The following is a 17,101-nucleotide window of genomic DNA, read 5'->3' on the forward strand; positions in this document are numbered from 1 at the left end:
TCGTCAGGCGCGGAACCGCTCGTCGATGAACGCGAAGATCTCGTCGTCGTCAGCGGACTCGAGCGCGTCGGCCGTCCCGCCGCCGTCGCTGCCGGCCACGTCGTCGCCGGCCGCGCCCCACCTGGCGGCCAGCGCCGCGATCCGGACGCCGACCTCCCGGCGCACCAGGTCGTCCAGCCCGTCGAGGGCGGCCCCGTCGGTGGCGGCCAGGGCCGCCTCCAGCCGGCCCAGCTCGGCCAGCAACGGCAACTCGGCCCGGGCCTGCTCGGGCGCGAGCCCGGCGAGCAGGTGCTCCGCCAACGCTTCCGGGGTGGGGTGGTCGAAGACCAGCGTCGCCGGCAGGCGCAGCCCGGACGCGGTGGCCAGCCGATTGCGCAGCTCCACCGCCGTCAGCGAGTCGAAGCCGAGTTCCCGGAAGGCCCGGTCGGCGTCGACGGCCTGCGGGTCGGCGTGTCCGAGGACGGCCGCCGCGTGTCCGCGCACGCTCTCCAGCACCAGCTCCCGCTGTTCGGCCACGGTCAGCCCGGCGAGCCGGTCGGCGAGCGTGCGGTCCGCGTCGTCCCGGGTCGGGGTGGCGGCCGGGGCCCCCGACGCCGCCGCCGGCACCAGGTCGGCGAGGAGCGCGGGGACCCTCCCGGCGGCCCGCAACGCGCCGACGTTGAGCCGGATCGGCACCTGGAGCGCCTCGTCCACCAGCTGCGCGGCGTCGAACAGGGCGAGGCCCTGGTCGGTGGTGAGCGGCAGGACGCCGCCGCGCGCCATCCGGCGCCGCATCCCCTCCTGGTCGAGGTGCCCGGCCATCCGGCTGCTGTCGGCCCACAGGCCCCAGGCCAGCGACACCGCGTGGAGCCCCTGCGCGCGGCGGTACTGGGCGAACGCGTCGACGAACCCGTTGGCCGCCGAGTAGTTGCCCTGCCCCGGGCTGCCGAACAGGGCCGCCGCCGAGGAGAACAGCACGAACGCGGACAGCTCCCGGTCCCGGGTCAACTCGTGCAGGTTGATCACCGCGTCGGCCTTGGGCCGCAGCACCGCGTCCACCTGCCCGGCGGTCAGCGCGGTGATGGTGGCGTCGTCGAGGACGCCGGCAGCGTGCACGACGGCGGTGAGCGGGTGCGCGGCCGGAATGCCGTCGAGCAGCCGGCGCAGCGCGACCCGGTCGGCGGCGTCGCAGGCGACGACGGTCACCGACGCGCCGGACGCGGTCAGCTCGTCGACGAGCGCGGACGCCCCGTCCGCCGCCGGGCCGCTGCGGCCGGTGAGCACCAGGTGCCGTACGCCGTGCCGGGCGACCAGGTGCCGGGCGACGGCGCCGCCGAGCGTCCCGGTGCCGCCGGTGACCAGGACGGTGCCGTACGCGCCGAACGCGGGCGGCATGGTCAGCACCACCTTGCCGACGTGCCGGGCCTGGCTGATCAGGCGGAACGCCTCCCGGGCCCGCCGGACGTCCCGCACGGTCAACGGCAGCGGGCTGAGCACCCCGGCGGCGAACAGCTCCATCAGCTCGCCGAGCAGCTGCCCGACCAGCTCCGGACCAGCCTCGACGAGGTCGAACGCCCGGTAGCCGACCCCCGGGTGGTCGGCCGCGATCCGGTCGGGGTCGCGGACGTCGGCCTTGCCCAGTTCCAGGAAGTGGCCGCCGCGCGGCAGCAGCCGCAGGGACGCGTCCACGAAGTCCCCGGCAAGGGAGTTCAGCACCACGTCGACGCCGCGCCCCCCGGTGGCGGCCAGGAACCGTCCGGCGAAGTCGAGGCTGCGGGAGTCGGCGATGTGCGCGTCGTCCAGGCCGAGGCCACGCAGGGTGTCCCACTTGCCCCGGCTCGCCGTGGCGTAGACCTCCACGCCCAGGTGCCGGGCCAGTTGGAGGGTCGCCATGCCGACGCCGCCGGCCCCCGCGTGCACCAGCAGCGACTGCCCCGGGCGGATCCCGGCGAGCCTGGTGAGCGCGTAGTGGGCCGTGAGGAAGACGGCCGGCACCGACGCGGCCTCGGCGTACGACCAGCCGCGCGGAACCCGGGCGAGCATCCGGGCGTCGGCGACCGCCACCGGCCCCAGGCCGCCGGTCCACATGCCCAGCACCCGGTCGCCGGGGGCGAAGCCGGCCACGTCCGGCGCGACCTCGGTGATCACCCCGGCCCCCTCGGCACCCAGCACCGGCGTGCCCGGGTACATGCCGAGCGCGATGAGGGTGTCCCGGAAGTTCACTCCGGCGGCGCGCACCGCGACCCGGACCTGCCCGGGGGCCAGCGGCGCCAAGGCGTCCGGGGCCGGGACCAGCGCCAGGCCCTCCAGGGTGCCCTGCCCACCGGCGGCGAGCCGCCACGCGGCACCGGCCGGGGGCGTCAGCGGGCCGTCCGGGCGGGGTCGGTGCCGAACCAGCCGGGGCACGTGCACCGCCCCGGCGCGAACGGCCAGTTGCGGCTCACCGGCGGCGAGCGCGGCGGGCAGGGCCGAGGCGCTGGCCGGGTCGGCGTCCAGGTCGACGAGGACGAACCGGCCGGGCTCCTCGGACTGGGCGGAACGCACCAGCCCCCACAGGGCGGCCGACACCGGGTCCACGTGCTCGGTGCCGTCGCCGACCGCCACCGCCGAGGTGGTGACGAACGCCAGCCTGGCCAGCCCCAGCCGGCCCTCGACCGCGAGCCAGGCCCGGATCAGGTCCAGGGCGCCGAGCACGGTGGCGCGCACCGCGTCGGGCCCGACCGGCGCGCCCGACGGGACCGGCACCGCGACCACGTCGGGCAGCGCCGCCCCTTCGGCCACCGCCGCGACCAGACCGGCGAGATCGGGGTACGCCCCGCAGAGGCCGCCCGCCCGGTCCAGGCCCCCGGCCAGCCCGGGATCGGCCGCGCCCACGACCGCCCAGCGCTGCACGGCGGCGACCCCCGGTTCCGGCCGGGCGGTCCAGGCGACGTGGTGCAGCGCGCCGTCCCCGGTGCCGGGGGTGCCGGGGGTGAGCGCCTCCACCGGCACCGCGCGCGCCACCAGGGAGTCGATCACCACGACCGGGTTGCCCCGCTCGTCGACGCAGGCGATCCGGACCGCCTCGGCACCGGCCGGGCTGATGGTGACCCGCAGCCGGTCGGCCCCGACCCCGGACGACGACACGCCCCGCAGGGCGAACGGCATCCGGACCTGCCCGTCCTCGGGGAAGAACGCGCCGAGGCTCATCGCCTGGAACGCCGCGTCGAGCAGCGCCGGGTGGACACCGAAGCGCGGGCTCCCGGGCTGCGGGACGGGCAGGGCCACCTCGGCGTACACCGTGTCGCCGGCCCGCCAGGCGGCCCGGACCCCCCGGAACGACGGCCCGTACTGGTAGCCCCGGTCGGCGAACCGGTCGTACAGGCCCGCCACCTCGACGGGCTCGGCCCCGGCCGGCGGCCAGGGCGCGCCCGGGTCCCCGCTCCCGGCGGCGTCGGCGTCGGCCGGCACGAGGGTGCCCTGCGCGTGCCGGGTCCACGCGGTGTCCGCGTCCGCGCCGTCGGCGCGCGAGTGGACGGTGAGCTGCCGGCGCCCCTCCGCGTCCGCCGGGCCCACCACGAGCCGCAGTTGCGCCGCCGACTCGTCGGCCACCACCAGCGGCGCGTCGAGGGTCAGCTCCTCGATCCGGCCGGCCCCGTCACGCCGCCCGGCCCACAGGGCGAGTTCCGCGTACGCGGCCCCGGGCAGGATCGCCGCGCCCAGCAGGGCATGCTCGCCGAGCCACGGGTGGTGTCGGACGCCGAGCCGGGCCGGATACACGTGGCCGCCCCGGTCAGGCAGCTCGACCGCCCCGCCCAGCAGCGGATGGTCGGCACCGCTGAGCCCGGCGGAGGCCACGTCCCCGCGCGCGGCCGGCGGGTGATACCAGAAGCGCTCGCGCTGGAACGGGTACGTCGGCAGGTCGACCCGGCGCGAGTCGGTTCCGAAGAGCACACTCGCGTCGATCTCGATCCCGTGGGCGTGGGCGAGCCCGAGCGCCATGCCGAACCAGCGGGCGCCGCCCTTGCCGCGCCGCAGTGTCCCCAGCACCGTCGCGGCGACCCCGGCATCGGCCGCGGTGCCCTGCAACGACACCGACAGCATCGGGTGCGGGCTGGGCTCCAGGAACCCCTCGTGCCCGTCCGCGAGCATCGCCCGGGTCGCCTGCTCGAACTCCACCGGGTCGCGCATGTTGCGGTACCAGTAGGCGGCGTCCAGCAGCGCGGTGTCCAGCAGGCCGCCCGTGACGGTCGAGTAGAAGGGGATCTGCGAGCTGCGGGGCGACACCGGGGCGAGGGCGGCCATCAGGTGGTCCTTCAGCACCTCCACCTGCGCGGAGTGCCCGGCCGTGTCCACCCCCGGGATCGCCTTGGCGTGCACGCCCTCGGCGGTCAGCTCGTCGACGAGTTCGGCGAGCGCGTCGGGGTAGCCGCTCACCGCCGCCGTACCGGGGCTGTTGACCGCGGCGACGGACAGCCGGTCGCCGAACCGCGCCAGGCGGGCGCGGAGCGCGTCGACGGGGAGCGACACCGCCACCATCCCGCCCTGCCCGGCCAGCCGCAGCCACGCCTGGCTGCGCAGGGCGACGATGCGCGCCGCGTCGTCCAGCGAGAGGCCGCCCGCCACGTGGGCCGCCGCGATCTCACCCTGCGAGTGGCCGACCACGGCGGACGGGTGCACGCCCAGCGCCCGCCAGGCCGCCGCCAGCGACACCATCATCGTGAACAGCACCGGCTGGACCACGTCGACCCGGCTCAGCGCAGGCGCGTCCGGCACGCGACGCAGCACGTCCAGCACGGACCAGTCGAGGTGCGCCCGCAGCGCCTCGTCGCACGCCGACGCGCTCGCCCGGAAGGCCGGGGAGCGGTCGAGCAGGCCGTCGGCCATCTCGGCCCACTGCGAGCCCTGGCCGGGAAAGACGAACGCGACCCGGTCGCTCGCGCCGGCCCGCCCCCGCAGCAGCGACGGGTGCTCCTCGCCCCGGGCCAGCGCGGCGAGCGCGTCGCCGACCTCCGCGCGGCTCTCCCCGATCACCACGGCCCGGTGCTCGAAGCGGGCCCGGGTGGCCGCCAGCGTGTAGCCGACCTCGGCGATGTCCAGGTCGGGTTCCTCGATCAACCGGGCCCGCAGCCGTGCCGCCTGGGCGCAGAGCGCGGCGCTCCCCCGGGCCGACAGGAACAGCGGGACGGTGACCTCGTCCGCCTCGTGGTCGATCGGTTCCCGCACCACCGGCGGCGCCTGCTCGACGATCACGTGGGCGTTGGTGCCGCTGATCCCGAACGAGGACACCGCCGCCCGGCGGGGTTCGTCGCCCTGCGGCCACGGCACCGGCTCGGTCAGCAACGACACCGCCCCGGAAGCCCAGTCCACCCGGGGCGTCGGCCGGTCCACGTGCAGCGTGCGCGGCAGCGTGTCGTGCCGCAGCGCCAGGATCACCTTCATCACCCCGGCGATGCCGGCGGCGGCCTGGGTGTGACCGATGTTGGACTTCAGCGAGCCGAGCCACAGTGGCCGGCCCGCCGGCCGGTCCCGGCCGTACGTGGCGAGCAGCGCCTGCGCCTCGATGGGGTCGCCCAGGGCGGTGCCGGTGCCGTGCGCCTCGACCGCGTCCACCTGGTCCGGCCGCAGGCCGGCGTCGGCCAGCGCCTGCCGGATGACCCGTTCCTGGGAGGGCCCGTTCGGGGCGGTGAGGCCGTTGCTGGCCCCGTCCTGGTTGACGGCCGAGCCCTTGACCACGGCCAGGATCTCGTGCCCGGCGGCCTCCGCGTCGGCGAGCCGCTGCACCACCATCATGGCGGCGCCCTCGCTGAGCGCCACCCCGTCGGCGGCGGCGGCGAACGCCTTCGACCGGCCGTCCGGCGACATCGCCCGCTGCCGGGAGAACTCCACCAGCATGTCCGGCGTCGACATCACCGTGGCCCCGCCGACCAGGGCCAGCGTGCACTCGCCCCGGCGCAGCGCCTGCACCGCGAGGTGCAGCGCCACGAGGGAGGCGGAGCAGGCCGTGTCCACGGTCACCGCCGGGCCCTCCAGGCCGAAGACGTAGGAGAGCCGGCCGGACATGACGCTGGCCGAGTTGCCGGTGCCGAGGTAGCCGTCGAAGTCGTCCGCGCCGTCTCGCAGCAGCGGCATGTAGTGCTGGCCGTTGGTCCCCACGAACACCCCGGTCCGGGTGCCGCGCAACGCGGTCGGGTCCAACCCGGCCCGTTCCAGGGACTCCCACGTGGTCTCCAGCAGCAGGCGCTGCTGCGGATCCATGGCGAGGGCCTCGCGGGGCGAGATCCCGAAGAACGCGGCATCGAAGTCGGGCGCGTCGTGCAGGAAGCCGCCCTCGCGGACGTAGGTGCGGCCGGGCGCCTCCGGGTCCGGGTCGTACAGGCCGTCGACGTCCCAGCCCCGGTTCGTGGGGAACCTGGAGATGGCGTCGCGGCCCTTCGCCAGCAGATCCCACAGGTCGTCGGGGGCGTCGACCCCGCCCGGGAACCGACAGGCCATCCCGATCACCGCGATCGGCTCGTCGTCGCCCGCCCCGGCCGGCGCGGACGGCGGGGCGACGGCCTCCGCCGTGTCCTCGTCGGCCTCCGGCCCGAGCAGCTCGGCACGCAGGTACGCGGCCAGCACCCGGGCGCTGGGATGGTCGAAGACGACGGACGCCGGCAGGTTCAGCCCGGTGGCCGCGTTCAGCCGGTTCCGCAGGTCCACCGCCGTCACCGAGGTGAAGCCGAGTTCCCGGAACGCCCGGTCCGGATCGGCCGCCTCGGCCTCGTCGTGCCCCAGGACGGCCGCGACGTGCGCACGGACCAGCCGCAGCAGCGTCCGGTGCTGATCGGCCGCGGGCCGGCCGCTGAGGGCACGGACCAGTTCGCCGCCGGCCGACGAGTCCTCGGCCGGGGTGTGCTCCGCCTCCCGGGTCGCCCGCAGCTCGGGCAGTTCGTCGAAGAGCGTGGTGGGCCGGGCCGCGGTGTACGAGGCGACGAACCGCGCCCAGTCGACGTCGGCCACGGTCACCAGGCCCTCGCCCCGCGCCACCGCCCCGCGCAGCACGTCCAGCGCGGCCCCCGGGTCCAACGGGGTGAGGCCACCCCGGCGCAGCAGTTCGCGGTCGGGGCCCCCGGCCCTCGTGTCGGGTTCGTGCCCGCCGGCGCTGGCATCGGGTGCCTGCCCGCCGGCGGCTGTGGTCGCGTCGGCCCACGGCGTCCACGCGATCGCCGTGGCGGGCAGGCCACGGGCCCGCCTCTCCTCGACCAGCGCGTCCAGCCGGGCGGTGCCCGCCGCGTAGCCGCCGTGCCCCGCGCCGCCCCAGGTGCCGGAGACCGAGGAGAAGACGACGAACGCGTCGAGCTCCAGTTCCGCCTCCGCCGCAAGGGCGTCGAGGTGCACTGCCGTCGTCGTCTTCGCGGCGACGGCGGCGACGAAGTCCTCCGGCGTGGTCTCGGCGAGGGCGGTGAGCGCGACGGCGGGCGGAGCCACCACGATCGTCGTGGGCCGGTACGCGCCGAGCAGCCCGGCGAGCGCGTCCCGGTCGCTCGGGTCGCAGTCGATCAGGGCCACCCGGTCGGCCCCGCCGGTGAGCCCGACGGTGGACGCGGCGGCCGGGCCGGCGAGCACCACGTGCGCCGCCCCGTCGCCGAGGAGGCGGCCGGCCAGGAGCGCGGCGACCGGGCCGGTGTCCCCGACGACGAGGATGGTGCCCCGGGCCGGCCAGTCGCCGGACGTGACGGTGGCGCGGGAACGCACGAGGCGTCGACCGTAGACGCCGGAGGCCCGTACGGCGACCTGGTCCTCGCCGTTCGAGCCGCCCACGACATCGGCGAGCTGCGCGAAGGCACGCTCCCCGGTGAGCGCCGGCAGGTCCACCAGCCCGCCCCATCGGTCCGGCAGTTCGAGGGCCGCGACCCGGCCGAGCCCCCACACCTGGGCCTGCCCGGCGTCCGGCACCTCGCCGGAGGACACGGCGACGGCCCCCCGGGTGACCGCCCAGAGGCGGGCCTGCGTCCCCGCGTCCGCCAATGCCTGGATCAGGGCGAGCGAGGCGGTCAGGCCGAGCGGTACGGCCGGGTGGCGCGCGTCCGCGCCCTCGGCGAGCGCCAGCAGGGAGACCACGCCCGCCGGGCCGGCCGCCTCCGGGTCGCCGGGGGCGGCGGAGGTCAGGAGCGCGGCAAGGCCGGCCCGGTCGGCGGTGCCGACGGTCAGCAGTTCGACGGAGGCGCCACGCGCGGCCAGCGCCTGCCGTACGCCCGCCACCACCCCGTCACCGGCCAGCGCCTCGGGCACCATCAGCAGCCAGCGGTTGGTGAGGGGTCGGGGGTCGTCGGTCGGCAACGGTTTCCAGGTGATCCGATACCGCAGGTCACCCGCCGGGTCGGCGGTGGTGGTGTCGCCCGTGGCGGGGTTGGTGGCGGGGTTGGTGGCGGGGTTGGTGGCGGGGTTGGTGGGAGTCGGTGCCCAGTAGTGGCGGCGTTGGAACGGATACGTCGGCAGGTCAACCAACCGCGCGCCCGCCCCCGCGAACACACCCTTCCAGTCAACACTCATCCCGCCGACGAACGCCTCACCCACCGACGTCAGAAACCGGCCCCACCCACCATCATCACGGCGCAGCGACCCCACCACCACCGGCCGCACATCCGGATCCACCACCGCCACCGACTCCAACACCCCACCCGCCAACACCGGATGCCCCGAACACTCCACAAACCCCGAAAACCCATCCCCAACAAGCCGCCCCACCACATCCGAAAACAACACCCGCTCACGCAGATTCCGATACCAATACCCACCATCCAAACCCACCCCATCAACCACACCACCCACCACCGACGAATAAAACGGCACCACACCCCGCCCCGGACACAAACCACCCAACAACCCCGACAGCATCCCCTCCACCGCCTCCACATGCGCCGAATGCGACGCATAATCCACCGCCACCCGCCGCACCCACACCCCATCCCGCTCACACTCACCAACAAACCCCACAGCAGCATCCACATCCCCCGACACCACCGTCAACGACGGACCATTCACCGCCGCCACACCCAACCGACCACCCCACCCCGCCAACCGTTCCTGCACATCCACGATCGGCAGTCCGACCGACACCATCGCACCACCACCGGCCAACACCTCACCGATCACCCGCGACCGCAACGCCACCACCCGCGCCCCATCAGCCACACTCAACACACCCCCCACCACCGCCGCAGCAACCTCACCCTGCGAATGACCCACCACCGCATCCGGCACCACACCCACCGACATCCACAACCGCGCCAACGACACCATCACCGCCCACGACACCGGCTGCACCACATCAACCCGACCCCACACCCCCTCACCCGCCCCGCCGCGCACCACCTCCAACAAATCCCAATCCACAAACCCCGACAACGCCCGACCACACTCCACCATCGACTCGGCGAACACCTCCGACTCGTCCAGCAGCGCCGCACCCATACCCACCCACTGCCAACCCTGACCCGGAAACACAAACACCACCCGACCACCACCACCAGCAACACCCGACGCCACCGAACCCACCACCACCGAACCCGAAGCCACCGCCCCAGAAGCCACCGCACCAAGACCAGCAACAACCTCCTCCACACCCCCACCGAACACGACCGCCCGATGCTCAAACACCGACCGCGACGACACCAACGACCAACCCACATCCACCAAACCAGAACCACCACCGGAGCCACCACCGTCAGACAACCCCGCGCACACCTCACGCAACCGACCCGCATACGCCCGCAAAGCCCCCACCGAACGACCCGACACCACCACCGGAACCACCGACAAGCTCCTGCCAACACCACCCTCGCCGCCATCCACGACACCGGCATCGGAATCGGAATCGGAATCGGAATCGGCAGGATCGTCGAACTCGGGGGCCTGCTCCAAAATCAGATGCGCATTCGTCCCCGACACCCCAAACGCCGACACACCCGCACGACGCACACGACCCACCACCGGCCAATCCCGCGCCTCCGTCACCAACTCCACCCCACCCGAAGACCAATCCACCAACGGCGACGGCACATCCACATGCAACGTCGCCGGCACCACCCCCGCCCGCAACGCCATCACCATCTTGATCACACCCGCCACACCCGCAGCCGCCTGCGTATGACCAATATTCGACTTCACCGAACCCAACAACAACGCCCCACCCACACGACCCCGCCCATACGACCCCAACAACGCCTCAGCCTCAATCGGATCACCCAACCGAGTCCCCGTCCCATGCGCCTCCACCACATCCACATCCGACACACCCAAACCCGCCGCCACCAACGCCGCACCAATCACCCGACGCTGCGCCACCCCCGACGGCGCCGTCAAACCATTCGACCCACCATCCTGATTCACCGCAGAACCCCGCACCACCGCCAACACCCGATGACCACGCTCCCGCGCCACCGACAACCGCTCCAACACCACCACCCCCGCACCCTCCCCCCACCCCGTCCCATCCGCACCACCCGCAAACGCCCGACACCGCCCATCACCCGACAACCCACCCTGCCGAGAAAACTCCACAAACAACCCCGGCGCCGCAATCACCGTCACCCCACCCGCCAACGCCACATCACACTCACCCAACCGCAACCCCTGACACGCCAAATGCAACGCCACCAACGACGACGAACACGCCGTATCAACCGAAATCGACGGACCCTCCAACCCCAACACATACGAAACACGACCCGACACCACACTCGGCGACGTCCCCGTCAACAAATAACCCTCAAACCCACCACCCGACTCCACCAACCGCGGCCCATACTCCTGACCCATCACCCCCACATACACACCCGTCCGCGAACCCCGCAAACCCAACGGATCAATCCCCGCACGCTCCAACGCCTCCCACGACACCTCCAAAAACAAACGCTGCTGCGGATCCATCGCCACCGCCTCACGCGGCGACACACCAAAAAACTCCGCATCGAACATCCCCGCGTCATACACAAACCCCCCCTCCCGCACATACGACTTCCCCACCACACCCCGCACCGGATCAAACAACCCCTCCACATCCCAACCCCGATCCACCGGAAACCCCGACACCGCATCCCCACCCCCCAACACCAAATCCCACAAACCCTCCGCACACACCACCCCACCCGGAAAACGACAACCCATCCCCACCACCACCACCGGATCATCCACAGCAGCAGCGGACTCGTACTGCCGCAACCGCTCGCGGGACTCATGGAGATCCGCCATGGCACGACGCAGATACTCGCGAAGCTTGTCTTCGTTGTTGACAGACACGGCGCTTCCCCCTGTGATCCGAGTGTCTTCCCGGGGTCGGTCGATTCGAGCGGGCAGTGCTCCGGCCGGCGCTACGCCAGTCGGAAATCGCTGTCGAGCAGGTCGAACAGTTCCTCGTCGGAGGCGGTCCGGAGGCGGTCGCTGACCTCGCCGCCGGAGCCGCCGTCGGTGTCGCGGGGCGGGCCCGTCCCGGGCCCGCCGACCTCGGCGAGCAGGACACGCAACAGGTCGGCTGCGCGGGTCCGGTCGGCGTCGTCCCTGACGACCGTCGCGATTCCGTCCCGCAGGCGGTCGAGCATGGCCAGAACACCGGCGGCGTCCGTCGGGAACTGTTGCCCGGTGGGCGACCGGCGGTCCAGTTCGGTCCGCAGATAGGCGGCCAGGGCCGCCGGGGTCGGGTGGTCGAAGACGACGGCGGCCGGCAGGCTGAGGCCCGTGGCCGCGCCGAGCCGGTTGCGGAGGTCCACGGCGGTGAGCGAGTCGAAGCCGGCGTCGCGGAAGGCCCGCTGCGTGCTCAGCATCGCCGCCTCGCCATGCCCGAGAACGGCGGCGGCCTCCGTCCGCACCAGGTCGGTCAGGATCGCCGTACGCTCGGCCGCCGACCTGCCGGTCAGCAGCGCGGCGAGGGCGGCTTCGGCAGGCTTCCCCGGCGTACCGTCCCTCGGGTGCGCACGGCTCGGACCGAGCAGGACGGCGGGCACCGCGCTGTCGGCGGCGGCGTGGGACCGCAGCACCGCCGGATCGAGGCGGACGGGGTGGTACGCCGCCGCCGGTCGGGAGCAGGCGGCGTCGAAGAGAACGAGCGCGTCGTCCACGCCGAGCGGCACGAGCCCGGACCGGCGCAGCCGTGCCACGTCCGCAGTGCCGAGGCCGGCGGCCATCCCGCCGTCCAACGGCCCCCACGCCAGGGCGGTGGCGGGCAGCCCCTGGCCCTGCCGCCAGCTCGCGAACGCGTCGAGGAAGGCGTTCGCGGCGGCGTACCCGGCCTGCCCGGCGCTGCCGATCGTCCCCGCTACCGACGAGAACAGCACGAAGGCGGTGAGGTCGAGATGCCGGGTGAGTTCGTGCAGGTTGACCGCTGCGTCCGCCTTGGCGCGGAGCACCGCCGCGACCCGCTCGCCGGTCTGTGCGGTCAGCACGCCGTCGTCGGGCAGGCCGGCCGAGTGCACCACCGCGGTGAGCGGATGCGCGGCGGGAACCCCGGCCAACAGGCGCGTCACCGCGCCACGATCGCCGACGTCGCAGGCGGCGACGCGGACGGACGCTCCCAGCTCCTCCAGTTCCCGGGTCAGGGCCGCCGCGCCGGGTGCGTCCGGCCCGCGCCGGCCGACCAGCAGCAGGCGGCGGACCCCGTGCCGGCGGACCAGGTGCCGGGCCACCGCGCCGCCGAGCATGCCGGTGCCCCCGGTGACGAGGACGGTGCCGGCTGCGGCCCACGGCGGGGCGGCACCGGTGCCGGCCGGCACCCGCACCAGGCCCGGAACGCTGGCCGTGCCGGCCCGCAGTGCCAGCTGCGGCTCGCCCGCAACGATCGCCCCGGGGAGGGCACGCAGCGAATCCGGGTGGTCGTCGGTGTCCACGAGGACGAACCGGTCCGGATGCTCGGTCTGGGCGACCCGCAGCAGGCCCCACACCCCGGCGGCGGCCGGATCGGTGACGGCTGTTCCGGCGTCCACGGCTCCGCTGGTGAGCACGACCAGCCGTGAGCCGGTGAAACGGTCGTCGGCGAGCCACTCCTGGACGACGGCCAGCGCCCGTCGGGTCCGTGCACCCACGTCACCGGGCTGCCGCCCTGCCGGGCCGTCGGCGCGGCGGCGGAAGTCGACGAGCACGTGGCCCGGTGCCCCGTTGGTGGCCAACGCGCCGGCCAGCGCGCCCAGGTCCGGGTACGCCTGGACGGGCACCCCGGCCCCCAGCGCACCGGACGGCAGCGGGGCGTCCGCGCCGACGACGGCGAACCGCGCCCCGGTGGCCACCGGGGCGGGCCGCACGGCGGACCACTCCAACCGGTACAGCGGTGCCTGGCCGGTGACGGTCGCCGCGATCCGGTCGGCGGCGACCCGGCGCAACGCCAGGGTGGCTGCGGCGAGGACCGGCGTCCCGTCGCCGTCGGCGACGGTCACGCAGACCGAGTCGGCATCGGCGGGCGCGATGCGCACCCGGAGCCGGTCGGCGCCGGAGCTGAACACCCGCACGTCGGTGAAGGCGAACGGCAGCATCCCGTGTGCCCCACCGGGAAACTGGTCACCGAAGACGATCGCGTGCAGGGCCGCGTCCAGCAGTGCCGGATGGACGGCGTAGTCGCCCGCCTCGGCGGCGTACCCCTCGGGGAGCCGGACCTCGGCGAACGTCTCGTTCCCGCGACGCCACGCGGCGCGCAGCCCTCGGAAGGCGGGGCCGTATCCGATGCCGTTGTCGGCGAAGCGCTCGTACTCGCTCTCGACGCCCACCGGCTCCGCCCCCTCGGGCGGCCAGTTGCTGCCAGGGCCGGCGTCCCACGCGGGTGGGCCGGCGGCCGGCCCCGGCGCGGCGCTGTCGACGCGGCCCGAGGCGTGCCGGGTCCAGTGGGGAGGCTCGGGCCCCACCGGTGCGGAGTGGATCCGGACCTGGCGGGCCCCGTCGGCGTCTGGTCCGTCGACGACGACCCGCACGCGGACGCCCCCGTCGTCGGCCAGCACCATCGGCGCCTCGAAGGTCAGTTCCGCGACCCGGGTGCAGCCCACCTCGGCGCGCACTCGGTGCATGATCTCCAGCAGCGCGGTCCCCGGCACCACCGTGCGCCCCCACACGCTGTGGTCGGCGAGCCACGGATGCGTCCGCACGCAGAGCTGACCGCTCCAGACCGTGCCGGCGCCGTCGGGCAGGTCCACGGCGACGGCGAGCAGCGGGTGCCCGGCCACGTCGAGGCCCACGGCGGTCAGGTCGCGTGCCCCGGGACGCGGGTCGAGCCAGTAGCGGGACCGCTGGAACGGGTAGGTGGGCAGGTCGGTGGCGAGCGGGCCGTCGCCGAGCGGCGCGACCGGGTCGACGGGAAGCCCGTGCACGTGGACGGATGCCAGGGCCTCCCGCACGGCCACTGCGTCGTCGCGGTCCCGGCGCAGGGTGGGCAGGAACAGCAGGGAGCGGTCGGGCTCCGCGGCCCCGGCGGGCTCGGCGGCGTCCGCGAGATCCACCGGGTCGGCGGGATCCGCCAGGCAGTCGCGCGCCATCGCCGTGAGCACTCCGTCGGGGCCGAGTTCCACGAACGTGTCGACGCCCTCGGCCCGCAGCGCACGCATGCCGTCGAGGAAACGCACCGGCTCGCGGGCGTGCCGGATCCAGTACCCGGCCGTACGGAGGTCGGTGCCGGACGCGATCGCCCCCCTGACGTTGGCGACCACGGGGATCGTCGGCTCGCCGGCACGGAGATCACCCATCGCCTTCTCGAACTCGGCGAGCATCCCGTCCATCCGTACGGAGTGGAAGGCGTGGCCGACCCGCAGTCGCCTGGCCCGGCGACCCCGGTCACGCCACAGCGCGACCTGCTCCTCGACGGCCGCCTCGTCGCCCGCGATCACGGTTGCCTGCGGCCCGTTGACCGCTGCGATCGACAGTTCGCCCTCCCGCCCCGCCAACAGGGGGTCGACCTCGCTCTCGGCGGCCTGGAGCGCGGCCATCGCACCGCCGGCCCGCAGGTCCGCCATGAGTCGACCGCGCACCGCCACCAGCCGGGCGGCGTCCGGCAGGGTGAGGACGCCCGCGACGTACGCCGCGGTGATCTCCCCGACCGAGTGGCCCAGCAGGGCGTCAGGCCGCAGCCCCCAGCTCGTGACCAGCCGGAACAGCGCCACCTCCAGCGCGAACAGGGCGGGCTGGGTGTACGCGGTGTCGTCCAGCAGCGCCGCCGCCTCGGTGCCCGGCTCGGCGAGCATGACGGCGCGCAGCGGCCGGTCCAGGTGCCGGTCGAGTTCCGCGAGGACGCCGTCCAGGGCCTGTGCGAAGGCGGGATGCCGGGCGTACAGTTCCCGGCCCGCGCCCGGTCGCTGGCTGCCCTGCCCGGTGAAGAGGAAGGCCACGCGCCGCTCCGGCACGGCCCGCCCGGTGACGAGCCCCGCGGCGCTGCGACCCGCCGCGAGCGCGTGGAGGCCGTCGAGCCGCGCGGTGTCGTCCCGGCCCAGCACGGCGGCCCGGTACGCGAACGCGGTGCGGGAGCGCGCCAGCGCGCGGGCCACGGCGTCGGCGGGCTCGGGCCGCGCCCGGGATGTCAGGTGGGCGTGTAGCCGCCGGGCCTGCTCGCGCAGGGCCGCCTCGGTCCGGCCGGACAGGACCCAGACGGGGTCGTCGCCGGCCGTCCCCGCCGGTTCGTGGGCAGTGGGCACCGTCGCCGCCGGGGCCGTGGCCGTGGCCGTGGCCGGATGGTGGGCGACGGATGCCGGCGGGGCCGAGAGGTCCGTCGCCCCGGTCGCCCCCGCCGCCGCACCGGGGGCGCTCTCCAGGATGACGTGCGCGTTGGTGCCGCTCGCGCCGAACGAGGAGACCCCGGCCCGGCGGGGCCGGTCGCCGTGATCGGGCCAGGGCCGCCCCTCGGTCAGCAGCCGCACCGCGCCCGACGACCAGTCCACCCGGGTCGAGGGGCGATCGACGTGCAGGGTCCGGGGCAGCCGCGCGTGACGCAGCGCCAGCACGGTCTTGATCACCCCGGCGACCCCTGCGGCGGCCTGGGTGTGGCCGATGTTGGACTTCAGGGATCCCAGCAGGAGCGGCCGGTCCGCCGGCCGGCCCTGGCCGTACGTCGCCAGCAGCGCCTGCGCCTCGATCGGATCGCCCAGCCGGGTGCCGGTGCCGTGTGCCTCCACCGCGTCCACCTCGTCCGCGGCCAGCCCCGCGTTGGTCAACGCCTGCCGGATGACCAGTTGCTGGGCCGTACCGTTCGGGGCGGTCAGGCCGTTGCTCGCCCCGTCCTGGTTGACCGCGCTGCCCCGCACGACGGCCAGCACCTGGCGACGGTTGCGGACCGCGTCCGAGAGCCGTTCCACCAGCAGCATCCCCACGCCCTCGCCGAACCCGGTCCCGTCGGCGGCGTCCGCGAACGCCTTGCAACGGCCGTCCTCGGCGAGACCGCGCTGCCGGGCGAAGTCGACGAACATCGTCGGCGTGGCGAGCACCGTCGCCCCGCCCGCCAGGGCCAGCTCACACTCGCCCGACCGCAGCGCCTGCACGGCCAGGTGCAACGCGACCAGCGACGACGAGCAGGCCGTGTCGACCGTCACCGCCGGCCCCTGCAACCCCAGCGTGTACGCGATCCGGCCCGACGCGACACTGCCCGCGCTGCCGTTGACCAGGTAGCCCTCCAGGTCCTTCGGCACCTCCGACAGCCGGCTGCCGTAGTCGTCGTACATCACCCCGACGTAGACCCCGGTGCGGGTGCCGCGGGCCGAGTCGGGGGCGATCCCCGCCCGTTCGAAGGTCTCCCAGGCGGCCTCCAGCAGCAGCCGCTGCTGCGGGTCCATGGCCAGCGCCTCGCGGGGCGAGACGGTGAAGAACTCCGGGTCGAACTCGGCGCAGTCGTAGAGGAAGCCGCCCTCGCGCACGTAGCTCGTTCCGGTCGAGTCCGGATCCGGGTCGTAGAGCCTCCCGACATCCCAGCCCCGGTCGTCGGGGAAGCCGGAGATCGCGTCGGTACCGGCCTCGACCAGCCGCCACAGGTCCTCGGGCGTGCTCACCCCGCCCGGCAACCGGCAGCTCATGCCCACGATCGCGATGGGCTCACGCGCGCTGTCCTCCAGCTCGCGCAGGCGTCGCCGCGTCCCGGCCAGCTCGGCGGTGACCCGCTTGAGGTACTCACGCATCCGGTCCTCGTTCGCGGTCACCTGCCGGCCCT

Annotated in this window: 2 protein-coding genes; both read right to left on the reverse strand. The window is 74.7% G+C overall.

Annotated elements, in window-relative coordinates; translation table 11 throughout:
• Positions 1-3 precede the first annotated feature (3 nt).
• Positions 4-11,259: an SDR family NAD(P)-dependent oxidoreductase gene (locus HDA31_RS23715; RefSeq protein ID WP_439822725.1), complete on the reverse strand. Its 11,256-nt coding sequence runs from the start codon at positions 11,257-11,259 to the stop codon at positions 4-6.
• Between the two features lie 53 nt (positions 11,260-11,312).
• Positions 11,313-17,090 carry a type I polyketide synthase gene (locus tag HDA31_RS23720; protein ID WP_178063514.1) on the reverse strand — a complete coding sequence of 1,926 codons (5,778 nt, stop codon included), beginning with the start codon at positions 17,088-17,090 and terminating at the stop codon, positions 11,313-11,315.
• Between the last annotated feature and the right edge of the window lie 11 nt (positions 17,091-17,101).

Origin of the sequence: Micromonospora carbonacea (assembly GCF_014205165.1) — a bacterium.
Lineage (GTDB): Bacteria > Actinomycetota > Actinomycetes > Mycobacteriales > Micromonosporaceae > Micromonospora > Micromonospora carbonacea.